This is a genomic window from Mesorhizobium sp. M0037 (assembly GCF_040323635.1).
Lineage (GTDB): Bacteria > Pseudomonadota > Alphaproteobacteria > Rhizobiales > Rhizobiaceae > Mesorhizobium.
Genome location: NZ_JAMYVB010000002.1, coordinates 519,034 through 537,251, shown reverse-complemented (window position 1 = coordinate 537,251; position 18,218 = coordinate 519,034). Strand labels below are relative to the sequence as shown.

At 63.6% G+C, this 18,218-nt stretch carries 17 protein-coding genes; 10 read left to right on the top strand and 7 right to left on the bottom strand.

Annotated features, from left to right (window positions below; genetic code table 11):
* Positions 1-87: 87 nt before the first annotated feature.
* The 3 genes from NKJ78_RS06845 to NKJ78_RS06835 all read right to left on the bottom strand — a co-directional run bounded on the left by NKJ78_RS06845 (position 88) and on the right by NKJ78_RS06835 (position 3,897).
* A complete protein-coding gene (locus NKJ78_RS06845) occupies positions 88-1,212 on the bottom strand; it encodes a sugar ABC transporter substrate-binding protein (RefSeq protein ID WP_023682221.1) in 1,125 nt (374 codons plus the stop codon).
* A 324-nt stretch (positions 1,213-1,536) separates the two neighbouring features.
* A complete protein-coding gene (gntR, locus tag NKJ78_RS06840) occupies positions 1,537-2,565 on the bottom strand; it encodes an HTH-type transcriptional regulator GntR (protein WP_023746968.1) in 1,029 nt (342 codons plus the stop codon).
* 159 nt (positions 2,566-2,724) lie between these two features.
* Positions 2,725-3,897, bottom strand: coding sequence for an MFS transporter (locus NKJ78_RS06835; protein ID WP_050588883.1), 1,173 nt, complete (start codon positions 3,895-3,897; stop codon positions 2,725-2,727).
* 231 nt (positions 3,898-4,128) lie between these two features.
* On the opposite strand from NKJ78_RS06835, the gene NKJ78_RS06830 reads away from it, so the two are divergent.
* The 4 genes from NKJ78_RS06830 to mocR all read left to right on the top strand — a co-directional run bounded on the left by NKJ78_RS06830 (position 4,129) and on the right by mocR (position 7,431).
* Positions 4,129-4,416, top strand: a complete 288-nt coding sequence (locus tag NKJ78_RS06830; protein ID WP_023673065.1) for a DUF3175 domain-containing protein — start codon at positions 4,129-4,131, stop codon at positions 4,414-4,416.
* Between the two features lie 213 nt (positions 4,417-4,629).
* Entirely contained in the window at positions 4,630-5,541 is a 912-nt protein-coding gene (gene iolE / locus NKJ78_RS06825) for a myo-inosose-2 dehydratase (protein ID WP_352459579.1), read from the top strand.
* A gap of 215 nt (positions 5,542-5,756) precedes the next feature.
* Entirely contained in the window at positions 5,757-5,963 is a 207-nt protein-coding gene (locus tag NKJ78_RS06820; protein WP_023682225.1) for a LacI family DNA-binding transcriptional regulator, read from the top strand.
* Position 5,964: 1 nt separating this feature from the next.
* The gene (mocR, locus tag NKJ78_RS06815) at positions 5,965-7,431 is read left to right on the top strand and encodes a rhizopine catabolism transcriptional regulator MocR (RefSeq protein ID WP_352459577.1); all 1,467 of its coding nucleotides are present in this window, start codon (positions 5,965-5,967) and stop codon (positions 7,429-7,431) included.
* A gap of 21 nt (positions 7,432-7,452) precedes the next feature.
* On the opposite strand, the gene NKJ78_RS06810 is transcribed toward mocR, so the two are convergent.
* A complete protein-coding gene (locus NKJ78_RS06810; protein ID WP_352459575.1) occupies positions 7,453-8,697 on the bottom strand; it encodes a DegT/DnrJ/EryC1/StrS family aminotransferase in 1,245 nt (414 codons plus the stop codon).
* 374 nt (positions 8,698-9,071) lie between these two features.
* Between NKJ78_RS06810 and NKJ78_RS06805 the strand changes: the two genes are divergently transcribed.
* From NKJ78_RS06805 to NKJ78_RS06785, 5 genes are all read left to right on the top strand, one after another.
* Entirely contained in the window at positions 9,072-9,983 is a 912-nt protein-coding gene (locus tag NKJ78_RS06805) for a polysaccharide deacetylase family protein (RefSeq protein WP_352459573.1), read from the top strand.
* A 62-nt stretch (positions 9,984-10,045) separates the two neighbouring features.
* Positions 10,046-11,014: a rhizopine catabolism ABC transporter substrate-binding protein gene (locus NKJ78_RS06800; RefSeq protein ID WP_023687959.1), complete on the top strand. Its 969-nt coding sequence runs from the start codon at positions 10,046-10,048 to the stop codon at positions 11,012-11,014.
* Positions 11,015-11,171: 157 nt separating this feature from the next.
* Complete coding sequence (locus NKJ78_RS06795; protein WP_023687958.1) at positions 11,172-12,287, top strand: ABC transporter permease; 1,116 nt, start codon at positions 11,172-11,174, stop codon at positions 12,285-12,287.
* Positions 12,284-13,120, top strand: a complete 837-nt coding sequence (locus tag NKJ78_RS06790; protein WP_023712088.1) for an ATP-binding cassette domain-containing protein — start codon at positions 12,284-12,286, stop codon at positions 13,118-13,120. The genes NKJ78_RS06795 and NKJ78_RS06790 overlap by 4 nt, the downstream gene beginning before the upstream one ends.
* 32 nt (positions 13,121-13,152) lie before the next feature.
* Entirely contained in the window at positions 13,153-14,259 is a 1,107-nt protein-coding gene (locus NKJ78_RS06785) for a Gfo/Idh/MocA family protein (RefSeq protein WP_023714810.1), read from the top strand.
* A 140-nt stretch (positions 14,260-14,399) separates the two neighbouring features.
* Here the strand turns inward: NKJ78_RS06785 and NKJ78_RS06780 are convergent, their stop codons facing one another.
* Both NKJ78_RS06780 and NKJ78_RS06775 read right to left on the bottom strand, forming a co-directional pair.
* Positions 14,400-15,176, bottom strand: a complete 777-nt coding sequence (locus tag NKJ78_RS06780) for a FadR/GntR family transcriptional regulator (RefSeq protein WP_023729409.1) — start codon at positions 15,174-15,176, stop codon at positions 14,400-14,402.
* Between the two features lie 118 nt (positions 15,177-15,294).
* On the bottom strand, positions 15,295-16,185 hold the full coding sequence (locus tag NKJ78_RS06775; protein WP_023739923.1) for an NAD-dependent epimerase/dehydratase family protein: 891 nt from the start codon (positions 16,183-16,185) through the stop codon (positions 15,295-15,297).
* 118 nt (positions 16,186-16,303) lie between these two features.
* On the opposite strand from NKJ78_RS06775, the gene NKJ78_RS06770 reads away from it, so the two are divergent.
* Positions 16,304-17,242: an NAD(P)-dependent oxidoreductase gene (locus NKJ78_RS06770; RefSeq protein ID WP_023690788.1), complete on the top strand. Its 939-nt coding sequence runs from the start codon at positions 16,304-16,306 to the stop codon at positions 17,240-17,242.
* Positions 17,243-17,261: 19 nt separating this feature from the next.
* Here the strand turns inward: NKJ78_RS06770 and NKJ78_RS06765 are convergent, their stop codons facing one another.
* A complete protein-coding gene (locus tag NKJ78_RS06765; protein WP_023729411.1) occupies positions 17,262-18,044 on the bottom strand; it encodes a FadR/GntR family transcriptional regulator in 783 nt (260 codons plus the stop codon).
* Between the last annotated feature and the right edge of the window lie 174 nt (positions 18,045-18,218).

The window sequence follows — 18,218 nt, the reverse complement described above, 5'->3', positions numbered from 1 at the left end:
TCCCGAGGCAGTTTGACTTCAAGGGATATCGAGTGGCCGGCGCCGCGGAGATCCCGCGGCGCCGGATATGCCGCCTATTGGTCAGCCCTATTGGTCAGCTTTGGTCTGGCCCATGATTTCCTGCGCGGTGAAATTGATGCCGCAGGTCGGGAAGGAATTGCCGACAAAGAAATTGTCGGACTGGTCGGGGAAGAAATCCTGACCGGCCTTGAAGTTCGGATCCTCGACGATCGCCAGTGGCAGTTTCACCGCCTGCGGCACGACGTTGCCTTCGAGCGCGGCAATCGCCGTCTTGATGGCGACCGCGACCTGCGCCGGACCGGTGCCAGCCGATGAGCATTTCAGCCCGTCACCGGCATGTGCCGCGCAGAACTTGCGGAAACCGTTCTCGGTCTCGCCGCCGAACGGCACGAAAGCATGCTTGGCATCGATCATCGCCTGCACGATGCCGGTGTCGCCGCCTTGCCCGGTGATACCGTCGAACGGACCGTTGGTGGCAATGGCGTCGGCCGTGGCCTTCTGTGCCACGCCGTCGTCCCATTTGCCGACCACCTCGGTGACGTCCCATTTCTTGCCGGAGGCATCGAGCGCTTCATGGATGCCGTTGTGACGGTCGGTGTCGACGGAAGTTCCGGCAACGCCGCGCACCTCGAGCACCTTGCCGCCATTCGGCACATGGCCGACCAGCCATTTGCCCCACAATTCGCCAAGGCCCTTCTGGTCGACATTGACGTTGATGGCGTCCTTGGTATCGAGAATATTGTCGAAGGCGACGAGGATGACGCCAGCTTCCTTGGCGCGCTTGATGACCGGCCCGAAAGCGGTCGGGTTCTGGGCGTTGACGACGATCGCGTCATAGCCGGAATCGATGAAGTTGTTGATCGCCGAAATCTGAGCCGGCACGTCCTCGCCGGTCGAGACGACCTTGAATTCCTTCAGTTTCGCGGCGACCTCCGGCTGGGCCGCATAGGCCTTGGCGGTCTGCACCATCTGGATGCGCCAGGTGTTGGCGATATAGCCATTGGCGAGCGCGATGCGGTATGGGCCGTCTTTCTTGGGGAACTTGAAGAACTGCGTATCGGCCGCCCAGGGCGCAAAGCAATCCGGCTCAGCCGACGGGCCCTTGACAACTTCCGGGTCGGCCATGGCCGACGAACTCAGCATGACGAATGCAGTGGCGGCAACGATGCCACCAACAAGTGACTTGATCATCGATATTCCTCCCAGTTGTAGTTTTGTTTGCTGCTGCTTGGTTATTTGATGCTGTTTGTCGTGGTGTGGTTTCCACGCCTGCCGAAGGCCCTCCAGCCTGGCCGGCGCCACGTCTCAAGGGCCGAAGCCGGCCCGATCCCCTCCCCCTCGCCGCTTCACAGGCGAGAAACGAAACTAGCATATTATACATAATAAACAAGCATGAGCTGTTGCTTATGTATAATAAACAGGCACGGCCTCTCATCAAAACGTCTGCCCGACGAAAATGGTAGCGCTACCATGACGTTGTGTAAAGCACCATTTGCTGAGGCAGCCAAAGCGTGTTCAGCGTGCGGTGCTCTCGCGGGGCTTGAGTTCGAAACCAAGATCGACGACCCGCTGCTCAGGCCTTCGTCCTGCGATCGCCGCCAGCGCCATGGCAACAGACCGACGGCCGATTTCATAGCGAGGGGTGCGGATACTGGTGAGCGGCGGGAACGCCGCCTGCATCATTTCGAGGTCGTTGAAGCCGACAATGCCGATTGTTTTCGGCACGTTGAGCGCGGCGCTATGGCATTCGAACAAAACGCCGAGCGCGATGTCGTCATTGTTGCAGAAGACGCCGTCGAGCGCCGGCATCTTGGCCAGCGCATCGCGAAGCAGCTCGCGGCCGAGCGTCACGCTGGACAGTAGCGGCGTGGTGGTGACCAGCCGGGGGTCGAACAGGCCGGCCTTCTCCATTGCCGCGCGATAGCCGGCAAGCCGCCGCTGCGAGCGCGGGTCCATGCGTGCGCCGATGAAGCCGATCCGCCGGTAGCCGGCCTCGATCAGATGCTCGGTCGCGGTGCGGCCGCCGTCAAAATGCGAGAAGCCGACCAGCATGTCGACCGGATCGGACCCGGTCTCCATCACCTGCACCACCGGGCAGCCCGCGCTCTCCAGCAGCTTTCGCGAGGTCGGCGTCTGGTCGATGCCGGCCACGATCAGCGCCGCCGGGCGCTGCGGTGCGAACACCTGCAGCAGGCGCTCCTCCTCGAGGCCGGAATAATGGGTGTTGCCGAGCTGGACGCGGAACGGGCCGTCCGACAGGCTGTCATAGATGCCGCGCACCACTTCGGCGAAGACGTTGTTGGTCAGCGACGGCACCAGCACGCCGAACACATCGGCGCGCGCCGAGGCCAGCGCCCGTGCATTGGGATCCGGGACATAACCGAGTTCGTCGACGGCGGCCTGGATCTGGCGCCGCAGATCCTGGCTGACGCGTTCCGGTTCGCGCAGCGCCCGCGACACGGTGATGGCGCCGACGCCGGCCTTGCGCGCCACATCTGATAGGGTCGGGCGGCCGCCCCCACGACGCGAGCGCGGCTTGGTCATGGACATCCTCCACGTGCCAGGCCCCGGCCGCTGCGCCCTTGCGAAACCATGTTCAGCTTTTCCACTGCCACCATGCCAACCGGCTGCTGCCGCACCCACTCGCCTGCTGGCGTCGCGCAGCCAATCGCCCTTGTCAAGCAACAGGGCAATCCTGCCTTCCTAAGCCATCAGGGCAGCACTGCGTTTTGCTTTCCACAGCAGCAGCCCGATGGCCACTATGTTCAGCAAGTTCCACGCGATCCCGTTGAGGAACGCGGCGGCGTAAGAGCCGGTCAGGTCGTAGATCCAGCCCGACATCCAGCCACCGATCGCCATGCCGAAGATGGTCGCCATCATGACGATGCCGATACGCTGGCCGGCCTCCCTGGCGGGCAGGTATTCGCGCACGATGATGGCATAGCAAGGCACGATGCCGCCTTGCGACAGGCCGAACACCAGCGACACGACATAGAGCGAGGCAAGCCCGTCGAACGGGATGTAAAACAAAAGCGACAGGCATTGCAGCACGGAACCGATAAGCAGGGTTTTCACGCCGCCGATGCGGTCGGCGACAAAGCCGGAGGCGAGCCGGCTGACGACGCCCGCCGCCATCATGATCGACAGCATGTCGGCGCCATGCGCAATGCCGTAGCCAAGATCCATGCAATAGGCCACGATGTGCACCTGCGGCATCGACATCGCCACGCAGCAGCCGAGACCGGCAACGATCAGCAGCACCTGTAACGCCGCCGGAGACAGCGAAATCGACTGCACTGTCCGGCTTCCGGGTGAACCGGCGGCAGCCGCCGCCGGAGCAGCGCGCCGCAGCAACAGCACCAGCGGCACCATGGTGACCAGGCAGAAGACACCGATGCCGGCATAGGTGAAGCGCCAGCCTTCCGCCTTGATCAGTGTCGGCATGATGGTTGGCCAGAGCGCTCCGGCGAGATAGTTGCCAGCCGCCGCAGCTGTGACGGCGACGCCGCGCCGACGGTTGAACCAGTGCGAGATGTCGGCGATCAGCGGCCCGAAGATCACCGATGTGCCGACACCAATCAGCACGCCCTGGGCAAGGGTGAATTGCAGGATAGAGGTCGACAGCGCGGCGAGCAGCAGGCCGGCGGCGAGAGCCACCGAGGATAGCAGTGCCGGGATCCAATACCCCATGCGATCGACCGCGCGGCCAACGAGCACATTGCCGGCGGCGAAGCCGACCATGGTTGCGGTGTAGGGCATCGATGCCGCGGCGCGGTCAACGCCGAACTCGGCCTGCACGGCCGGCAGCACGACGACGACGGCCCACATGCCGACCGCACCGATCGTCGCCAGCAGCATGGAGATGGCAAGCCGCATCCAGGCGTAGCTGCTGTCGATGCCGGGGCTATCCGCCTGATTGGCGACGATCGGGGTCAAGGCGTTTCCTGTCTACGGTCCTGGGAAGTCGACCGTTGTGTCGCCACTATCGGCGCTTTCACCGCGACGGGCAGCGCCACAGGGCCATGATCCGTGGCTCCAGCGGCCCGGCGACTTTCTCGGGAACCGGCGGCGGCCTGCCCGAGTTTTTGCGACAGGAAGGAGTTTGTCATGACCGCGAAAAAGAAATGGTCGGCCGAGGTGACCGAGCACAGCGATGCGATGGACCTTGAGGACCACATCTTCGAAGCCGACGACGCCAGGAAGATCGCGGCCTCGCTCAAGCGCTCGGCCGAGCACAGCGACCGCCGCAAGGCCGAGCCGTTTCAGTCGGCCATGTCGATGCTGAATTTCTACATCAACCGCGCCGGCAAGAACCTGCCGCAGGCGCGCCGGAAAGTGCTCGAGGACGCCAAGGACGAACTGCGCGCGGCCTTCGGAAGGCCGCAGCAGGATTAATGCATGTCGCTCAAAAGTGGCGCCGGTTTTGAGACAACGACATGCATAAATAAAGACCTAAGCGCGTCGACTTAGTCCGTTCAAACGGGACGCGCTTTAGCGCTCCCGATTGGTTCTGCCAAATTTACCTCAACTGGACCTAGTGACAGGTCCTCTTTCCCCTCAGTTTGCCGGCCTCGGCTTTGTGGTTCCCCGAGCCTTTGAAGTAGCGGCATGACGGTCAAGATCGGCATCAATCCCATCACCTGGAGCAATGACGATGTTCCCGCACTCGGCGGCGATACGCCGCTCGCGACATGCCTGTCGGAAACCAGGCAGGCCGGCTATCGCGGCACCGAACTCGGCGGCAAATTCCCCAGGCGAATCGACGAGCTCGGACCGATCCTGTCTTCTTACGGACTGGAGCTCGTCTCCGGCTGGTATGACGGCCGCATCCTGGACCGCACGGTCGACGAGGAATTCGCCGCCATCACCCCGCATCTGACCCTGCTGCGCGACCTCGGGGCCAAGGTCGTGGTCTATGCCGACACATCGCGCGGCCGTCATGACGGCATTTTCGCACCGATCTCGCAGCGGCCACGCCTCGCTGACGGCGAATGGACCGCCTATGGCGAGAAGCTGACCGAACTCGCCGACCGCATGGCTGCCTTCGGCGTCGGCATGGCTTTCCATCATCATATGGGCACCATCGTCGAGAGCGATGACGAGGTCGACAGGCTGATGGCCGCAACCGGCAAGAGCGTCGGCCTGCTGTTCGATACCGGCCATTGTCTGTTCTCAGGCGGCGACCCGGCCTCGCTCCTGAACCGGCATCTCGACCGCATCGTGCATTTTCATTGCAAGGACGTCCGCGCGGCCGTGCTGGAAAAGGCACGGCGGCAGGACATGAGCTTCATGGCGGCAGTGATGGAAGGAATCTTCACCGTGCCCGGCGATGGCTCCGTCGATTTCCTGTCGCTGTTGAAGCCGCTGGCCGAGCGCGGCTTCGAAGGCTGGATCGTCGTTGAGGCCGAGCAGGATCCGGCCAAGGCACACCCCTTGACCTATGCCACGAAAGGTTACGCTTCGCTGCTCAAAACGGCCTGCGCGGCCGGGTTCGACGTAGCAATACGAGACATGGCCTAACCACCGCCGGGGGGCTGGTGGTTGGGCCGGTTGGGCGCGCGCCTCGGTAGGGGTAGCGACGCGAAAGCGCCCGGCGATCCGCGCCGCCGCCCTCCCTTGGCGGCGCGGATCGCACAGTTCTTGGCATCGAAATTTTTGCCCCCCGAGTTGCCGGCCCGGCGTTTCCAGCTTGAGGCTGGCGACGAGGCATGCCTTGATGCAGATGGAGGAGCGACATGGCATTCGAGGCGGCACTCGGCATGGAACGGCTTTGCACCATCCGTGAGATCGCCGAGAAGGCGGAACTCGGCGCGGCAACCGTTCACCGCGCGCTGAAGAACAGCCGCGAGGTTCATCCCGAAACCAGACGGCTGGTGCTGGAGACTGTCTGCCTGCTTAACGAAGAGAAGATCGCCCGCGCCGCCAGGTTGGTCGGAGACTAGCTTGGCCGACCATATGCGCCTTTCCCTCGACATCATGTCGGTCGACCGCGGCTCGGACGAACCGATGCACCGGCAGATCTACGGCGCCCTGCGGCGCTTCATCCTCGACGGCCAGATCCAGCAGAACACGCTGCTTCCTTCGACACGCTCGCTGGCCGAGGATCTCAAGGTCGGCCGCAACACGGTGATCGCCGCCTACGACCAGCTGCTCGCCGAAGGGTTTATAGAGGCGCGCGCCGGGTCCGGCACCTGGGTGGCGCCGATCCAGCAGAAACGCCCGCCGGCCGCGCTGCGTGCCGGCCTCGCCGCTCCGCAAAAACTCTCGCGGCGCGGTCAGACCATCGTCAACGGCCCGCAGCCGCCACGCAATGCCGGCGTCATCAACTTCCATCCGGGCGTGCCGGAATCGGCATCCTTTCCCTTCACCATCTGGTCGAGCCTTTTGGTGCGCAATGCGCGCAGCCGCGATGAGAATTTGCTCGGCTATATCTCCTTCGCCGGCCATCCCGGCCTGCGCCGGGCCATCGCCTCGACCATCAGCCTGTCGCGCGGCATCAACTGCACCGCCGACCAGGTCATCATCGTCACCGGCGCGCAGGCGGCGCTCGACCTCGCCTCGCGCGTGCTGATGGACGAAGGCGACCATGTCTGGATGGAGGAGCCCGGCTATCTCGGCGCCAAGAGCGCCTTTCTCGCCAGCGGCGCGCAGCTTGCGCCCTTGAAGGTCGATCGCCTTGGATGGCATCTCGCAGACCCAGAGCTGCCGCCGCCGCGCCTGATCTATGTGACGCCATCCTGCCAGTGGCCGTTCGGCACCATCATGCGCATCGAGGAACGACTGCAGCTGCTTGACATCGCGGAACGCCACGGCGCCTGGATCGTCGAGGATGATTATGACGGCGAGTACCGGTACCGTGGCCGGCCGGTACCGGCGCTGCGCGGCCTCGATCATGCCGACCGCGTCGTCTATATTGGTTCCTTCGGCAAGACGCTGATCCCGGCGCTGCGCATCGGCTATCTCATCGTACCCCGCGAACTGTCGGTCCCCTTCGACCGCGCCGTCTCGATCACCGGCCAGTTCGCGCCGCTGATCCTGCAGGCGACGGTCAACGACTTCATCACGCAAGGCTATTTCGCCACGCATCTGAAACGCATGCGCCGCCTTTATGCGCGCCGGCAAGCCAATTTCGTCAAGCTGTGCCAGGAGCATCTGGCCGAATGGCTGACTGTGACCGAGAACGATTCCGGCATGCAGCTGCTGGCCAGTTTTGTCCGACCCTACAAGGACTGCGACGTCGTCGCCGCCGCCGTCAAGGAGGGCCTCGACGTGCAGGGCATCTCGATCAACTACCATTCGAGCGAGCCGGAACACGGCCTGCTGCTCGGCTATGCCGCGATGGACGAACGCCAGATCCTGCGCGCGGTGCTGGCGTTGCGCGCTGCCTTCATGCGGCTGGACCGGCAATAGGCCGATCCAGCGCTGAGCGCTTCAATTCACACTATCGAATTTCTGCAGATCGACGGGCGCTGCCTTGCGCACCTCGACATCGTCCAGCGAGGCATTCTCCAGCGCCACACGGGCCGCCGCATCGATGTTATGGATCATGTCGTCGATGTCGGCGTCGCCATGCGCCGGATTCATCGCGATCATCACCGTGCGGTTGAGGATGTCGAGAGAACCCCTGCCCAGATCGTCGGCATAGGTCAGCCGCAGGCCCTTGTTTTCCGGCAGCGTGTACGGATTGAGCGCCGGATGATGCGCGCCCTCATGCATCAGCACCTGATCCCACTGGGTGAAATTGTGGCGGCCGGTCTTGCCGGCGATGACACTCGGAATGGTCTTGGAAAAAGTCTGCGCCGCCTGTTCGCTGGGCAGCAGATACATCACCTGCGCCGCGCAATCGTCGTCGGGGCTGTTCATCGGCGACGGCGTCAGGCCGAGATTGCCGAGATGGCGCGTGCCGGCCAGCACCTTCTTCTTCTCCGCCCGCATCGCCTCGATGATGCCGTCGAGACGGTCGAGCTGGACATTGAGCATTGCACCCATCAGTTCCGAGGCGCGCGCGCCGATGCCGGCGAACGGCTTGATGCTGTCGCTGCGGCCCTGCCAGTAGAAATGGCAGGGGTCGATGGCGCAGCGCGCGCGCTCGGCCACCTTCGGATCGCTGGTGGCGATGCCGCCGCCCTCGCCCGACGTCATGTTCTTGAAGTAGTTGAAGGAGTAGGCGCCGGCATGGCCGATGGAGCCGAGCTTCCTGCCCTCATAGCCGCCGCCAATGCCCTGGCAGACATCTTCCAGCACGAGCAGACCGCGTTTTTTAGCGATATCCATGATCGCGTTCATGTTGCAGGCCGCACCCCACATATGCACCGGGATGACCGCCTTGGTGCGCGGGCCGATGGCGTCGCGCAGAGCGGCCGGGTCAATGGTCAGGCTCTCGTCGATGTCGACAATGACCGGAATGGCGCCGACCGACAGCACTGCCGTTGCGGTCGCCATATAGGTGTGCGCCGGCACCAGCACCTCATCGCCCGGGCCGATGCCGAGGCCGATCAGGCCGGCGGCGAGCCCATAGGTGCCGCTGGCGGCCAGCGCAAAATGCTCGACGCCGAGATGCCTGGCATAGCGGGCCTCGAAGCGGTTGCACTCGCTGTTCTCGCCATAGCGAAACAGCGCACCCGAGCGGATCACCCTGGCAATGGCTTCGATCTCTTCTTCGCCGGCAGTGTACATGGCAAGTCTCCACATCGCTTGATGGTGTGAAAGCAGTACGCCTGCGGCCGCTGTTTGAAAGAACCACTCCGCTGCGATCTGACCAAGCCATCCTGCTCACGTCGGAGCGGCGTTTAGCGCCGACTGTGGGCATAGCGAATGAAATCGGCATTCCAGAACGCAGGCCCGCGGAAAATCGTACCCATCCGAATTCGCTGAAGTGGCCCTGTCGGAAAGCCCGCATTGGGCGTTCCATCGCGTCCAGTTGGGCAAACGGTCGGTTCCATGCAGCACGGGACACACTTTGGAAGACCCTCGAAACCGGCGTGCCGGCAAGATGGTGGCCCGCAAGATGGTGGCCGGCAAGATGGTGGCCGGCAAAACGGTGGCCGTCCATGACGCGACAGCTCGTCCTGCATGAAGACGATGTCGGCATGTGCCATGGCGCCAACAGCGCCTTCCTCGAACTGACCGCACTGGGCGCCTGCAGCTCCGGCGCCGTGATGGTGCCGTGCCCATGGTTCCCTGAGATGGCCGAAGCGGCAGCCGCCAATCCCCGGCTCGATCTCGGCGTCCACCTGACGCTGAACAGCGAAAAGCAGCACTACAAATGGCGGCCGCTGACGTCGCCGTCGCGCGCGGCCGGCCTGACGGACGAGTTCGGCTATTTCTGGCCCGATGTCGCGACCACCCGCCGCAAGGCAGCACCGCAAGCGGTGGAAACCGAGCTTCGCGCCCAGATCGACACCGCCTACCGCGCCGGCATCGACGTCACTCATCTTGACGCCCATATGGGGGCAGCGCTGTCGCCGGAGTTTTGCGACGTCTACATCAAGCTCGGCCTGGAATATCGGCTGCCGGTGCTGTTGACCAAAACGCTGTCGGCCTATTCGCCCAATGACAATCTCGTCGGCGTCACCGAAGCGGCGTTCCAGCGCGGCGTCACTGAAGCCCGGGCCAAGGGCTTTGTCATCTTCGACGCTGCCATACAGACGACCTGGGGCCGTCCACGCTCAAAACCGATAGAGCCAGCCTACAAGGCATTGGTCGAAGGGGTCCGCGAAGGCCTGACCTTCTTTTGCCTGCATTTCAATGCGCCGGGCGAGCTCGAACTGATCGAGCCGCGCTCCGCCTATGTCCGCACCGAGGAATACGAACTCTTCCGGGACCAGGGTTTTCGCGACTGGCTCGGCGCGCAGGACATCGACGTCATCGGCATGAAGCCGCTGCGCGAGGAGCTTCGTGCACGGCTCGGGGCATCGACACCGGCAAAGGCCCGCAAAGCGGCCACCCGGTCAGCGCCGTAAGCCGATCCGTCGGCCGAGGCGCAAAGAGGGAATTGGAACTGCAACGACAATGGGAGAATGACATGAAGACTGTTCTGAAACTGGCGCTCGGCGCGCTTGTCTCGATGAGTATGCTGGCGGGCGTCGTGCAAGCGGCCGGCCTGAAGGATCCCAAGGATGTCCGCATCACCTTCGTGGTGCATGGCTCGGCCTCCGATCCCTACTGGTCGGTGGTCAAGCGCGGCGTCGACGATGCGGCGGCGCTCACCGGCGCCAAGGTCGAATATTATGCGCCGCAAGTGTTCGACGTGGTCGAGCAGGCCCGCCTGCTCGACGCGGCCATCGCCACCAATCCCGACGGCATCGCCGTCTCCATTGCCGACGCCAATGCGCTTGGTAAATCGGTCAAGGCCGGACTTGCCGCCAACATTCCGATGGTCGTTCTGGATTCCGGCGAGAAGGAAGGCGCCGAACTCGGCACCTCTCTCTACGTCGGCACAGTCTCCGAATATGATTCCGGCAAGAAGGCCGGCGAGCGGCTGGCCAAGGAAGGCACGCTCAAGGTCGTCTGCATCAACCACGAGGTCGGCAATGTCAGTCTCGACCAGCGCTGCCAGGGGTTGAATGACGGGCTGAAGCCGTCAGGCGGCGGCACCGAGGTGCTTACCGTGTCGCCCGATCCGGCCGACATCCAGCGCCGCACCGAGGCCTATCTGTCGGCGCATCCCGACACCCAGGCGGTGTTTGCGCTCGGCGCCACCGCCGCCAATCCGCTGATCCCGTTCTTCCGGCAGAAGGAACTGTTCGGCAAGATCAAGCTCTACACCTTCGACATCAGCCCCGAAGTCCTGGATTCCGTCGTCGCCGGCGAAATGGGCTTCGGCATGGACGCCCAGCAATATCTGATGGGATACCTGCCTGTGATCTATCTGGTCGAGCATGCCACACATGGCTTCTGGCCGCAGAACAACGCCTACACCGGCCCGCTGTTCATCGACTCGCCCGACAAGGCCAAGGCGATCCTGGCGCTCGCCAAGGACGGCATCCGCTAAGGCAAGACCAAAACGGATCGGGGAGCCGCCATGCGCTCCCCGTCTCTGGTCGAGATTGCGAAGTGAGCGATTGGGGAGCCTAATGGCTGTTGTGGAAGACAAGGCGATACCTCCAGAAGCGCCGGCCCCCGGGGTACTGGGCAAGGACCGTTTCGGCATGACGTCGAAACGGGCTGCCGGCACTGACGAGCGGCTGGCCAGCACCGGCCGGCTGACGCAATGGCTGCGCCGGCCCGAAGCCGGTGCCGCCGGCGGCCTCATCGCCACCGTCATCATCTTCGCCCTGCTGCCGGGTGCGTCGAACCTCTATTCGCTACAGGGGTCGATGACCTTCCTGACGCTGGCAGCCGAACTCGGCATCATCGCCACGGCCGCAGCCCTTCTCATCATCGCCGGCGAGTTCGATCTCTCCGTCGGCTCGATGGTCGGCTTCGCCGGCGTCGTCATCGGCCTGACCGTCAAATACTGGGGCTTGCCGCTGTGGGGCGGCATCGCCTGCGCCTTCGCTGTCGCCATCCTCACCGGCTACGTCAACGGGCTGATCGTGGTGAAGACCCGCCTGCCTTCCTTCATCGTCACGCTGGCATCGCTCTACATCCTGCGCGGCCTGTCGATCGGCATCACCCGCGCCGTCACCGGCCGCACGCAGATCCCCTACATCCTCGACGGCGCGCCGGACCCGGCAACCGCGGGCCTGTTCAACGGCCATCTCCTGACCGGCTTCTTCCAATGGATGGGCACGCAAGGCTGGATCGCCACCCGCACCGACGGCATTCCCTTCGTCGTCGGCATTCCGATGTCGATCGTCTGGTGGCTGGGGCTTACCGCGCTTGCCGGCTATGTCCTTACCCAGACCAAATACGGCAACTGGATTTTTGCCACCGGCGGCGACCTCAATGCCGCCCGCAATGTCGGCGTTCCGGTCGACCGGGTTAAGATCGCGCTGTTCATCTACACCGCCTGTGCCGCGACCTTGCTTGCCACCATCCAGGTGATGGAGGCCGGCTCCGCCGACACCACGCGCGGCCTGCTCAAGGAATTCGAGGCAATTATCGCCGCGGTCATCGGCGGCGTGCTGCTCACCGGCGGCTATGGCACCGTCTATGGCGTGCTGTTCGGCGCGCTGATCTTCGGCCTGGTGCAGATGGGCATCTTCTACACCGGCATCGACACCGACTGGTTCAAGGTCTTCCTCGGCATCGTCATTTTGATGGCCGTGCTGGTCAACAACTATATCCGCCTCAAGGCGCTCGGACGCGGAGGCGGCAAATGACCTACCCAAACCCGTCCCCGGCCATCCAGCCAGCCATGGAATTGCGTGGTGTGTCGGTCAATTTCGGCTCGGTACGCGCGCTCCAGGATATCGACATCAAGGTCTATCCCGGCGAGGTGCACTGCTTGCTGGGCGACAACGGCGCCGGCAAGTCGACGCTGATCAAGGTTCTGTCGGGCGTGCACCGGCCGACCAAGGGCGAGATTTTCGTCGACGGCAAGCCCGTCACGTTCCGCAGCCCGCGCGACGCGCAGGACCTCGGCGTCGCGACGGTCTTCCAGGACCTCGGCATGATCTCGCTGATGTCGATCACGCGCAACTTCTTCCTCGGCCGCGAGCCGACCAGAAGCCGCCTGCCCTTCTCGCGCTTCGACAAGGAGCGCGCCAACACAATTGCCCGCCAGGCGATGGCCGATATCGGCATCGACGTGCGCGACCCGACGCAGGCCGTCGGCACGCTGTCGGGCGGCGAGCGCCAGTCGGTGGCGATCGCACGCGCCGTGCATTTCGGCGCCAAGGTGCTGATTTTGGACGAACCGACCTCGGCGCTCGGCGTGCATCAGGCGGCGATGGTGCTGAAATTCATCATCGAGGCGCGCATGCGCGGCCTGGCCGTGATCTTCATCAGCCACAACATCCACCACGCCTACCCTGTCGGTGACACTTTCACGCTGCTCAACCGCGGCCGCAATCGCGGCACATACGCCAAGTCCGAGATCTCGCGCGACGAGGTGATTTCGATCATGTCGGGCGGCGAGGATTTGAAGGCGGTGGAAGCTGAGATTGCCGGGCTGTTGGCGCAGATCGGCAATCGGCCGGCCGCCGCACCCTGAGCCTGGAACACTTTGCAGAGAGTTTTAGCAGCATGAGCAGGATACGGGTTGGCGTTATCGGCGCCGGCATGATCTCGCAGGTCGAGCATATTCCGAATCTGTTGCGGCTCGGCGACCTGTTCGAACTGGTCGGCGTTGCCGACCCGTCAAGGATTTCGCGGGAATATGTCAGCGAAATTCACGGCATCGCCAATTTCGAAACGCCGGAGCAACTGTTCGGCCAGAAGCTCGACGCCGTCGTCATCGGCTCGCCCGACCCGCTGCATCACGAGCAGGTACTGGCCGCACTCGGGCGCGGCCTGCATGTCTTCTGCGAAAAGCCGCTCTGCTATTCCCCGGCGGAAATCGCCGAGATCATCGCCGCGCGCGACAAGGCCGGCAAGGTCATGCAGGTCGGCTATATGAAGCGCTTCGATCCGAGCTACCGGCTGGCGCTGGCCTCGCTGCCCGGCACGGCAAAGACGTTGCGGTCCGTCTCGGTCGAGGTCAACGATCCCGATGCCTGGCCGTTCATCGCCCACCAGCGCTACAAGCGAGGCAACGACATTCCCGAGGAGCTGATTGCCGCCGCGCAAAGCAAGCAGAAACAACAGGTCGAGCGCGCCATCGGCCAGCCTTTGAACGATCTGGCTTTCCGTGGATTTACCGCCGCTTACAGCTCCGCCTTGATTCACGATGTGAATGCCGTACACGGCCTGCTCGACGCGCTCAGCGTGCCGGATGGCGAGGTCGTCGGCGCGCAGATCTTCGCCAATGGCGATGGCGGCCAGGGCGCAGTAAAACTGCTCGACGGCCAGGCGCTGTGGACGATGACGCATCTCACCGTGCCGAAGCTCGCCGACTACAAGGAACGCATCACGCTGTTCTTCGACGATGCCAGCCTTGAGCTCGAATTCCCCTCGCCCTGGCTCAACCATCATCCGACCCGGCTGACTGTGAAGACCTCGGACGGCCACACACTGTCGACAAGGGATCTGCGTGCCGGCTACGGCGAAGCCTTCGTCGAGGAACTGCGCGGCTTCTGGGGTGCGATCGTCAATGGCGACGAGGTGGTCAACCGCCCCGAGCACGCCGCCCGCGACCAGGCGCTGCTGGTCGCGCTGACCAGGCAGCACCTGGCCACTTCGCAGGCCGGCTGAGCGCTCGCAGGATGTGTTGAGATTCAGGTCAGGCCGCGCCGAAAACGTTGGATTTCGAGAACCGGAGCGGAGCGTACTTAAGTACGTGAAGCGCGAAAGCCGGCGTTTGCAGGCCGGCCTCACCTGAATATCAGCATATCCTACCGGGTGTTGATGACGCCGTCGGTATTGGCGAGCAGCTTGCGCACCGCGTTGCGGGCCGCCTCCGGCCGCTGCAGGCGGATGGCCTTCTCGATCGCCTCGTGCAGTTGCTGTGCATGCTGCAGATCGTCGAGTTCGCGCGTCGTATAGGTGAACAGATGATCGAAGGCGGATTCGATCAGCACGCCGAGCGGCACCAGCAGATCGTTGCCGGAGGCGCGCAGGATGGCCAGATGGAAACGCGTATCGGCGCGCGTGCGCTCCTGCAGGCTCGGCGCCTCGCCCATCTCGCGGCAGGCCTGGCTGATCTCGGCCATCTGCTCTTCGGTGCGTCGCATGGCGGCGAAGGCAGTCGCTTCCGGCTCGATGATATGGCGGAATTCCTGCACCGTCTTCAGGAACACCTCACGGTCGGGCGCGGTCGCGTACCAGGCGAGCACATCGCGATCGAGCAGGTTCCAGCGCTCCCTGGGCTCCACCCAGCTGCCGATCTTGGGGCGCGATGCCAGAAGGCTTTTGGCCATCAGCATCTTGATCGCCTCACGCACCGCCGAGCGGCTGACGTTGAAGGTTTCGGACCATTTGGCTTCATTGGGCAGGATGGTGCCCGGCGGATAGTCGCCGCGCACGATCCGAAGCCCGATTTCGCTGGCCAGCGAGGCATGCACGCTGGTGCCGGGCATCCGGGTGGCGTCAGCCCGCCGAACGGCAGCCGGGCGCTCGGCTGTCTCAGTCTTGTCAGACTTCTTTCCCTTATTCGGCTTTCCGTCCCTCATGCATCCACAAAGTCCGGATTTCGAAAGCTGTCAAGCAGAGGGCCGGGCGCAGGCGGCAAAGCCTGTGGCTGTGCACAGATCAGGTTACAACCTTGCCCCAAAGCCCAATTTGCCAGACCTATTTGACGTATTTGCGCCAGCTGTGCTCGGGACGGAAGCCGAGCATGTCCCTGGCCTTGCGGTTGGAAAGCAGCGTTTCATATTCGCCGAGCTTCGTCTTGACCGGCACGTCGGGATAAAACCGCTTCAACAGTTCCGCTGTCGGCAGGTCGGACGAGGTATCGTCATTGGCGGCGTTGAACACCTGGAAGCCGAGCCCGTCCGTTTCAACGGCGCGCAGCGCGATCTGGCCGAGATCGCGCGCGTCGACATAGCTCCAGGCGATGCGCTTGCGAAAGCCCGGATCGGCAAACCACTTCGGAAACAGCGAATATTCGTGCGGCTCGATGACGTTGCCGATGCGCAAGGCATAGATATCGGTGCCGTTGCGCTGCGCAAAGGCGCGCGCCGTGTGCTCGTTGACGACCTTGGACAGAGCATAGCTGTCCATCGGATCGACGTCGTATTCTTCATCGAGGGGAAAATATTTGGGGTCGCGCGGTTCATTGGCGAACACCACGCCATAGGTGGTCTCGCTGGACGCGATCACCACCTTGGGGATGCCAAGCTTCACCGCCGCCTCGATGACGTTGTAGGTGCCCATCGCGTTGGTGCGGAACACCTCATTGTCGGTCGTGATCATGATGCGCGGTATGGCGGCGAAATGCACCACGGCATCGACCGGCTGCGGGCGCAGCGACGGATCGAATTCATGCAGGCCCATATAGCTCGACAGCGCGTTGAACACCTGGCCGCTGTCGGTGATGTCGGTGATCAGCGTGCGTACCTTGGGATTGTCGAGCGGCTTGGTGTCGATGTTGAGCACCTGGCAGCCCTGTTCGACCAGATATTGCACGACATGGCGACCGGCCTTGCCGCTGCCGCCGGTGAACATGATCCGCTTCGTCATTTTCGTCTCCAATGCCTAGGATTTCTGTGTATTGTCAGACAATATGGCATTCTGCAACCACCCTTCGCCCGCAAGACGGCGCCGCCCAATATCAATCATCGCAACAGGACTTCAAGACATGACCACGACCGCCGCGAGCGAAAAGATCGGCTTTATCGGCCTTGGCCTGATGGGGCACGGCATTGCCAAGAACATCGTCGACAAGGGCTATGGCCTGACCTTCCTCGGCCGCAAGAACCGCAAGCCGGCGGAAGACTTGGCTGGCCGGGGTGCGAAGGAAGTGGCCACCTCGCGTGAGGTGGCAGCGGCATCCGATATCGTCTTCATCTGCGTCACCGGCTCGCGCGAGGTCGAAGCCATCATCCGTGGCCCCGGCGGCCTCAAGGAGGGTCTGAAAAGAGGCTCGGTTGTCGTCGATTGCTCGACCGCCGATCCGGTCTCGACCGTGGCGCTGGCGGCGGAACTGAAGGAGATCGGCGTCGACTTCGTCGATGCACCGCTCAGCCGCACGCCGAAGGAAGCCTGGGAAGGCACGCTCGACGCCATGGTCGGCGCGCCCGACGCGCTGTTTGCCCGTGTGAAGCCTGTCATCGAAACCTGGGCCGGCCGCATCGTCCATATTGGCGATACAGGTGACGGCCACCGCATGAAGCTGCTCAACAACTTCATCTCGCTGGGCTATGCCGCGATCTATTCCGAGGCGCTGGCGCTGGCCGAAAAGGTCGGCATCTCGCCACCGCGTTTCGACAGCGTCATCCGCAACGGCCGCATGGATTGCGGCTTCTACCAGACCTTCATGCGCTGGACGCTGGAGGGCGACCGCGACGCGCATAAATTCACCATCGCCAACGCCTTCAAGGACCTGACCTATCTGGAATCGATGGCGGGTGCGGCCGGCATCGCCAACCCGCTCGGCAACGCCACCAAGAACTCCTTCGCCGGTGCCCATGCCACTGGCCCGGCCGAGCAATTCGTGCCGATGCTGGCGACATATGTCGGCAAGGTCAACGGCGTCGACCTGATGCCCAGCAAGGACGGCAAGAAGCAGACGATTTGAAGGCGGCGAAAAGCCTGTGTCAGCGCCTCGACCGGCCGATAACATCGTCGGTGTTGGCGAGCAGTCTGTGCACCGCATTGCGGGCGGCCGCAGGACGCTGCAGGCGGATGTTCTTCTCGATCGCCTCATGCAGCGCCTGCGCCCGCCGCTGATCGCTGGTCTCGCGTGTGACGAAGACAAAGAGATGATCGAGCGCCGACTCGATCAGAACGCCAAGCGGCACCAGCAGATCGTTGCCCGAGGCGCGCAGTATGGCGAGGTGAAAACGCGTATCGGCGCGGATACGCTCCTGCAGGTTCAAAGCCTCGCCCATCTCACGACAGGCCTGGCTGATCTCGTCCATCTGCTCGTCGTTGCGCCGCGTAGCGGCAAAGGCCGACGCTTCCGGCTCGATGATGTGACGGAACTCCTGCACCGTGCGCAGGAAGGCTTCCCGGTCCGGCCCGGTCGCGTACCAGGCCAGCACATCGCGGTCGAGCAGGTTCCAGCGTTCCCTGGGCTCGACCCAGCTGCCGATCTTGGGCCGTGAAGCCAGCAGGCTTTTGGCCATCAGCATCTTGATGGCTTCGCGCACCGCCGAACGACTGACATCGAAGATCTCGGCCCATTTGGCCTCGTTGGGCAGAATGGTGCCGGGCGGATAATCGCCGCGCACGATTCTGAGGCCGATCTCGCCGGCCAGCGAGACATGGACGCTCGCTCCCGGAAAATGCGCGGCACCGGCTCTGCGCATGACAGCCGGACCGCGGCTGGCTTGTGCCTTGGCCCGCTCGGTTCGCTTCTTTGATTTCTCGTCCGGCATTCACGTTCCAATGCGTCGGCCGTCTGCGTCCGGACTGGTCCGAACCTGCACGGCGCGCCGATCTCGTTGCCGAAAATCCAAACTACAGACGCGTCAAAGCCGGAGCCTGCTGCCCCAACCGTTGCGTCCGTCCGGGAAGAGACGGGGCGCCCGTCAAAGGGCGCCCCGAAATCG